Source organism: Dyadobacter sp. OTU695 (genome assembly GCF_038440355.1).
In the GTDB taxonomy this organism is placed as follows: domain Bacteria; phylum Bacteroidota; class Bacteroidia; order Cytophagales; family Spirosomataceae; genus Dyadobacter.
The window spans coordinates 1-213 of sequence record NZ_JASATN010000121.1; the positions used below are offsets into that span (position 1 = coordinate 1).

Annotated in this window: 1 protein-coding gene; it reads left to right on the forward strand. The window is 53.1% G+C overall.

The genetic code is table 11. The annotated features are described in order from the left end of the window. On the forward strand, nt 1-213 hold a 213-nt coding region (locus AAHB90_RS32715), incomplete at both ends, for a hypothetical protein (protein ID WP_342089523.1).

The following is a 213-nucleotide window of genomic DNA, read 5'->3' on the forward strand; positions in this document are numbered from 1 at the left end:
GCCATCCGTAAAGAGCTGGACTCAGAGCTTTCGATTTTGGATGTCTTTGACTGTCCGAGCATCGAGCTACTGGCCTTGAAGCTGGCTGGTATTTCAGCGCCATCCCCAATCGGCATTTTGCATAAACAGGACCGTCCCGACCGGATCCCGCTTTCGTATAGCCAGGAGCGTTTGTGGTTTATCGACCAGCTGGAAGGCAGCGTACAGTACCAT